This is a genomic window from Bacillus sp. 005/A4HT-01/001 (assembly GCF_004634445.1).
In the GTDB taxonomy this organism is placed as follows: domain Bacteria; phylum Bacillota; class Bacilli; order Bacillales; family Bacillaceae; genus Bacillus; species Bacillus altitudinis.
Genome location: NZ_SEIZ01000015.1, coordinates 1 through 6,579, shown reverse-complemented (window position 1 = coordinate 6,579; position 6,579 = coordinate 1). Strand labels below are relative to the sequence as shown.

Genomic DNA, 6,579 nt, shown 5'->3' with positions numbered 1-6,579 from the left:
TGATGAAAATTTCTGTGGTAGAATCCGTTCACTGTGGAGGTGAACATGATGACCATTGAAATTCATGTGATGGATTTAGGGGCAATGATTATTTGTGGTTTGATGCTCTTTGCAGTGTGGTTTGATGAAAAAGTAGGCGATTAAAGCCTGCTTTTTTTATGGGGTTCGGGGAAGATTTCCCCGACTGGTTCGGACAGCGTCCGAGGTCTTCAAGGTTTTGAATTTAGGAAAAATAATAGCCGACTTCTTCGGCGATTTTTCCTATCAGCGGAGCTGATCAGAAGGAGCTGATCAGAAGGAGCGAAAGCGACTGTCGTAGCCCTCGGCAGAGACCGCACTTTACGCAGTAAAGTATAGCGGGCTATACTTTACATGGAAGTGTCGCCGGAGAATGTGGTAAAATTGAAAGGGAAAGTTGTTGCCGGTGGGAAGGTCGTGAAGGGAAAAATGGCATTCATTATTTGTAATATGCGGAAGTTTAAGAGTGCGGATATAAAGGGTCTACAGATACATAATCAGAGAGAAAAAGAGAGCCATACCAACCCCGATATCGATCAAAATCGGGCGCATCTGAATTATGATTTATTGCATGATCAGCGAGTGGATTATAAGTCGTTGATCAACGAACATATCGAGAAGAATGTGGAGACGAAACGAGCCATTCGAAAAGATGCGGTTAGGTGCTGTTCGTTTATGGTCTCGGCAAGTCCTGAATTTTTTGATGGGATTTCGCCGGAGCGTGAAAAAGCATTTTTTGAATCGAATTTGTCGTTCCTCCAGGAGCGTTACGGAAAAGAAAATGTGATGTATGCGTCAGTACATAAGGATGAAACGACACCCCATATGCACGTGGGTCTCGTGCCGATCACGAAGGAGAAAAAGCTATCTGCGAAGCAGATTTTCAACAAAGTTGAAATGAAGCAGCTGCAGGAAGCGATCGGGAAGCATAACGAAAAATTTGGCTTGCTGCGTGGCGAGCCTTCAGATAAAAAATATCTTGAAATTCACAAGTTTAAGCTAGAAAAGATGAAAGAAGAAATCAAAGAAACCGAGCAAAAAAACAAAGGGTTAAAGCACGAAAATAAAGGATTAGAGCAACATAATTTAGATTTAAAAAAGACAGCATTTGAAGCGCAGGCGATTGATCAGATCGAAGTGAAAGAGAAGGGCGGCTTGCTAACGGCAAAAACCGTTCAAATGAGCAAAGAAGATTTTGCGCAGGTTCAAAGTCTCGCTAAAGCGGGCGAGGTGTTCCGAAAGGAAAACAAGAAGCTCGAAAAAGAATTGGCGGATGAACGTAGCAAAACAAGTGAATTATCAAAAAAGAACCGCATTTTGGAAGCTAGGAACAAAGAACTTGAATTAGAAAATCGCTTTTTAAAGCGTGCAATCAATAAATTCATGGATGTCTTCAAAGAGAAGAAGCAAGAGTACCTGATTATGTTCGGTCATTTAAAAGCGAGGGTGTTGCGACAAATGAATATGAAAATAACTGATAATCACTTTGAGAATCAGAACGAATTAAAGGGAGCGCAGCATTTTTTGTATGAGGAAGAGCGCGAAAAGACTGCACGTAAAAAGGATCGAGGTTCAGAGTTGGAACGTTAATTGATCAAAGTCTTAAGGAGGAATTACGATGAATATGGATGATTTAAAAGAACCAAAAGACATGGTGAATATTGAGCTGTTAGAGGCATATAGCGCTTTTGATAGGAAAGGGTTTCGTACGATAGAAGAACAAGATTATGTCAGGCTTCTCCGTCAAGAAATACTGGAACGTATGAGTGAAAAGAAATGAGACGTCACACTGAAATAAAAAGAAGCGCATATGGCATGTGTCAACGGTAAGCGGAACGAAGTGAGCATTAAGGAGTTGACTCATTCACTACACCCAAAGCCTATTGATTCAAACAAACCCCGTTTGTTTGCGCCCGCCGAAGGGGCATCCCCCGAAGATCGGGGGTAGGGGGTTTGAATATTTGCCATCCAACGTGCTAGCGTTGGCGGGTTTGGGCAGCGCCCAAGAAAGGCGGTTCCATGATGAAAATGACCAAAAGTGAGTTTGAAAAAGGTATGAAATATGCCAAAGCTACACATGCCATTGAGGGAATTTATCTTACAGCTGACGAGGAAGAATTGATATGGCAGCATGCATCGGGTCAGATCACAGATGCGGAATTTGAGAGAAAAGCCCTTGAATTGGCTTATAAAGTGATACAATAGAGTTCCAACTACTTGTTTGGCGAAGGTGCGTAGCGTAAGACGACGACAGTCGTCGAGTGGCAACGAAAAGCGAAGCACCGAGAGCCAAACGAGAACCCCCCCTCTCTAACAGGGGGGTAGTACGCAAGATGAAAATAAAATGTATAAAAAAACATGTCGTGCATTTCAAAAATGCCGTTGAGAGCGTTCAGATTCGATTCTGAGCGCTTTTATTTTTGTTCAGGTAATTGAAATAGGGGAATGCGTCAAAAAGGCTTATAAGGGCTTTAAATGCGTTTTTTCGTTTTGTCTGCTGCTATGACTTTTAAAATCTTATATGTCTTGTGTCCTACTCGATTAAAAAGTGCTTGCGCTATGCCGAAAATTTTACATATCAAGGGAAAAATAGGGTTTTATTAGGAATTATTGTGCTAGCATTTATGGTAAAACTTGTTTGTAAGGGGGATTGTACATGGAAGCTATACCGTCTCCAGTTGTAGCAGTCAAAATAAATGAGTGGTACAAGCATATAAAGAGATTCAATGTGAAAGAGGCTGAGGTGTTAAGGGAAGAGATTAGAAAAGAAATAGATGTGATGGAAGAGGATGAGCAAGCGGTTCTCTACTTTCAGTTGATGGAGTTCCGCCATCAATTGATGGCGGACTATGTGCAGCCTTCTGAAGAACCACTGGAGAAGTCAGATTATTTGAAAGCTGTAGAAGGTCAAGGGAAAAAGATGGCGGGCATTCTTGAATACTATTTCAACTTTTTTCAAGGCATGTATGAATTTAAAAGTGGTGAGTTTATCAAGGCGATCGTGTTCTATAAACGAGCAGAAAAAAGGCTAGAGCAAGTGGCGGACGAATTGGAAAGGGCAGAATTCTATTACAAATTATCAGAAGTGTTTTATCACATGAAACAAACTCACATGTCTATGTATTATGTTGGTCTTGCTTATGATGCGTATCGTTCAAATTCTAATTTTGTGGTTCGAGAGATCAACTGTTTGACTGTGGTTGCAGGAAATTATATTGATTTGGAACATAGGGAAAAGGCACTTTCGCAGTTACTTACTGTTTTGGAAAAAGCAAAAACGTTAAAAAATCAGCACATGATTTTTAGAGCTTTGCATAATATCGGTTCATGTTATGAAGGTTTGGGTGATAACATCCGAGCTATGGCGCATTTCCATCAAGCGATTGAAATTGGGAGTTCTATTGGTGAGAAAGTACTTCTAACTTATTACAGAATGGCTATGATTCATTTGAAAAATAAAGAGTTTATCGAAGGACAAAACTTTTATCGAAAGTCATTTGAGCAGGCAGAAATTCATAATGATGAGCTTTATTTTATACTTTTGGAGTTTATGAAAAAATTATTTTTTGATTCTGCTAATCTAAGTGACATCTTGAATGTACTGGAAAAATTGAACAACATTAAGAGATATCGCTACATGGAAGACCTAGCATTAGAAGGCGCTCAGTTCTATACTAAAAGCGGGCGTATGGATGAATCTGTAAAATTATACGAGAAAGTGATATACGCCCGAAAACAAATTCAAAGGGGCGACTGTTTATATGAATTTTAAAACGGTTCTTACTGGGTTTTTAAGTGCTTCGGCTTTGCTAGGTGTGATCTCTTTATCATCTGTTGAGTTTGATGCGAATTCAAGAAAAGCTACTTCTCCAGAAGTGATTGATCTGACTGTAAGAAATGCTACAGGGAATAGTTTTACTACAATGGATTTTCCTCTTATAACCCGATCTACAACTCAAGATTTTCGTCTCATAACTTCAATCGGTGAATCTGTTACTGACTCCAGGGCGATGGCTTTTGATGATTCTGTAAGTGCCATTCGTTTTGTAACACGTGATTCAAGAGTGATGATTTAATTTTGCAGACCTTTAGGGTCTGTTTTTTTTGTTGTGCAGCATGGCCCCAAAAAATCAAAATAAAAAAACCCCCTATGGGGGGTTAGTGGTTTTTTGTTTTTGGTTTTAAAAAAGCCAGCAATTTTGCTGGTCTTTTTTGCGATTTCAACGAAGTTGTAATCGTGTCTTTTCTTATCTTGATACATATAGAAACACTGTCATTTTAAAAAAGTGCGATAAATCCAGTGGTGTCAACGGTTTAATGGTTGTTTGACAGGTAAAAACCCCGTCTGCTATTATTTAAGTGTCGAGCAAAAATAATAGAATGCTAGAGAACTAGCGTCAGAAGGGGTTTTTTTATGTGTAATACATGTAATTTTGTTGATTCCAATTCGAATTATACCATCCTTGAGGACAAAACCGCAACAGGCAAAAAGCGGGATTGGAGAGGAAAAAAGCAAAAATCTACGTTGATGTCTGATCATTATAAGGCTTTGGAAAAGCGTACTGGTGCGCCTTACTACGGAAAAAAGGCAGAGAAAGTGTGTGATTGCGCGGAGTGTTTGGCGTTTAGAAGAGACAGAGCAACGGGCAGACTACGATTATATCAAGCCTATTTTTGTAAAGTGAGGTTATGCCCGATGTGTGCGTGGCGAAGGTCGTTAAAAATTGCGAGTCATAATAAATTGATTGTGGAAGAAGCTAATAGGCAGTATAAGCCCGCATGGATATTTCTTACGTTGACAGTGAAAAATGTCGAGGGCGGTGATTTAAAACAAACGATTACTCAGATGATGGAAGGCTTTAGAAAGCTGTTTCAATATAAAAAAGTGAAAACTGGAACACTTGGTTTTTTCAGAGCTTTAGAGATTACGAAAAATCATGAACAGAATACATATCATCCTCATTTTCATGTGTTGATTCCTGTAAAGCGCAATTATTTTGGTAAAAGCTATATCAAGCAAGCAGAGTGGACAAGCTTTTGGAAGCGTGCAATGAAGTTGGATTATACACCTATTGTGCACGTGCAGCGGGTCAAAGGAAAAAAGAACATTGATGCGGAAGCGATTGAACAAGAAGTGCGTAAAGAGATGGAAGAACAAAAGGCTATTCTTGAAATCTCGAAGTATCCTGTGAAGGATACGGATGTCATACGTGGGAATGAAGTGACCGAGGAAAATTTGGATACGGTCTATTATTTGGATGGTGCATTAAGTGCCAGACGGTTGATCGGTTACGGCGGGATCTTGAAAGATATTCATAAGGAACTGAATTTGACGGATGCGGAGGACGGAGATCTGATCCGTATTGAAGAAGATGATGATGAGGTGGCCAATGAGACGTTTGAGGTCATGGCGCATTGGCATGTTGGGATTAAGAACTACATAATCAATTAAAAAAAGCAGGCTGATTAGAGCCTGCTTTTTTGTATGCAATTTTTATTTGTCTAGGGAGTACTTTTCAATTGCTTCGTCTGGAGACGTTTCTTCATCAAATATAAGATGGCGACTATATACCTCACTTAAATGCAAAGGTTCTTTTTCTAAATTATCTACAAGTTCAAAAATATCTAGAATTGAGACTAATTTTGTTGTTGTTTGTCCATAGTCTCCGTTTCCAGATGTTTCATCTGGAAAGCTTTTCTTTATAATTTTTTTTACCTCATTTTGATCTTTTGCTTTAACTAGGACGATTCTCTCTTCAAATACTTTATCAGGTCTAACTTTAGGTGAAGGGATGAATTCAAATAATAGTTTTGCAGAATAAAGTTCATGCATGGTTTGATCACCTTTTCGTTAATTATTTCTTTTTTTTCTTTTTAGTATCTTTTTTAAATCTATTGTCTGTCAAAAGTTTTTTAGCTGTTTTTGCTTTTTTAATTCCTTTGCTTGCATCTTTGTTAATTTGATCTATTGTTTTGTTTAAGTATTCTGTTGGAAATTTATTTCGGATTGATGCTTTTCTGTTTTTTGAGATGTATTCATTTGCTGTCATTTTATGATGTTTAACAACTTGAGCTTCCCAAGATTTTGAAGAAAATATCATACCACCTACAATGACAGCCCCAGTTGCTAATACGGCTACTTGTCCTAATCCTGGAATGAAGAAGAAAGGAAGTGGAATGGCAAATTTTGTTTCTGCAAGTTGATCAGGATTTATTTTTTCTCCTTCAGATGATACGAAATCATTTGTGTTAATTACAATAGTTTCGTTTTCTGTTGCTTTTACTGGTGCTTGTAAAACAAAGGTAAATATGGATAGAGCTAATAGTGTGGAAATTATTTTTTTTACCATGTTCAATACTCCTTATAGTTTATTAGAAATTCAATTGAATAACAAAATATAGATTATCTTGTGTTAATTGGATAAACAATGGATTTAAGATAGATTTAAGAAAATTTCTTTTTTGGTTGCGGTGACCGCAATCATTTTTTTATTTTTTAGAGCTTCGTTTTGATGAAAATTTCTGTGGTAGAATCCGTTCACTGTGGAGGTGAACATGATG

Annotated in this window: 8 protein-coding genes; 6 read left to right on the top strand and 2 right to left on the bottom strand. The window is 38.3% G+C overall.

The window, feature by feature from the left end:
* The first annotated feature begins 372 nt into the window (after positions 1-372).
* The 6 genes from mobV (at position 373) to ES896_RS19860 (ending at position 5,470) form a co-directional block, all read left to right on the top strand.
* Positions 373-1,608, top strand: coding sequence for a MobV family relaxase (gene mobV / locus ES896_RS19880; protein WP_135227215.1), 1,236 nt, complete (start codon positions 373-375; stop codon positions 1,606-1,608).
* Between the two features lie 28 nt (positions 1,609-1,636).
* Positions 1,637-1,798, top strand: coding sequence for a hypothetical protein (locus tag ES896_RS20200; RefSeq protein WP_167764464.1), 162 nt, complete (start codon positions 1,637-1,639; stop codon positions 1,796-1,798).
* 242 nt (positions 1,799-2,040) lie between these two features.
* On the top strand, positions 2,041-2,223 hold the full coding sequence (locus tag ES896_RS19875; RefSeq protein ID WP_135227214.1) for a hypothetical protein: 183 nt from the start codon (positions 2,041-2,043) through the stop codon (positions 2,221-2,223).
* 451 nt (positions 2,224-2,674) lie between these two features.
* Entirely contained in the window at positions 2,675-3,790 is a 1,116-nt protein-coding gene (locus tag ES896_RS19870) for a Rap family tetratricopeptide repeat protein (RefSeq protein WP_135227213.1), read from the top strand.
* Positions 3,780-4,094 (top strand): hypothetical protein, encoded by a 315-nt coding sequence (locus tag ES896_RS20360; RefSeq protein ID WP_240688402.1) that lies wholly within the window; start codon positions 3,780-3,782, stop codon positions 4,092-4,094. The genes ES896_RS19870 and ES896_RS20360 overlap by 11 nt, the downstream gene beginning before the upstream one ends.
* Before the next feature lie 338 nt (positions 4,095-4,432).
* Positions 4,433-5,470, top strand: a complete 1,038-nt coding sequence (locus ES896_RS19860; RefSeq protein ID WP_135227212.1) for a protein rep — start codon at positions 4,433-4,435, stop codon at positions 5,468-5,470.
* 42 nt (positions 5,471-5,512) lie between these two features.
* On the opposite strand, the gene ES896_RS19855 is transcribed toward ES896_RS19860, so the two are convergent.
* Positions 5,513-5,851 carry a DUF4288 domain-containing protein gene (locus ES896_RS19855; RefSeq protein ID WP_135227211.1) on the bottom strand — a complete coding sequence of 113 codons (339 nt, stop codon included), beginning with the start codon at positions 5,849-5,851 and terminating at the stop codon, positions 5,513-5,515.
* A gap of 22 nt (positions 5,852-5,873) precedes the next feature.
* Positions 5,874-6,368 carry a hypothetical protein gene (locus ES896_RS19850; RefSeq protein WP_135227210.1) on the bottom strand — a complete coding sequence of 165 codons (495 nt, stop codon included), beginning with the start codon at positions 6,366-6,368 and terminating at the stop codon, positions 5,874-5,876.
* Between the last annotated feature and the right edge of the window lie 211 nt (positions 6,369-6,579).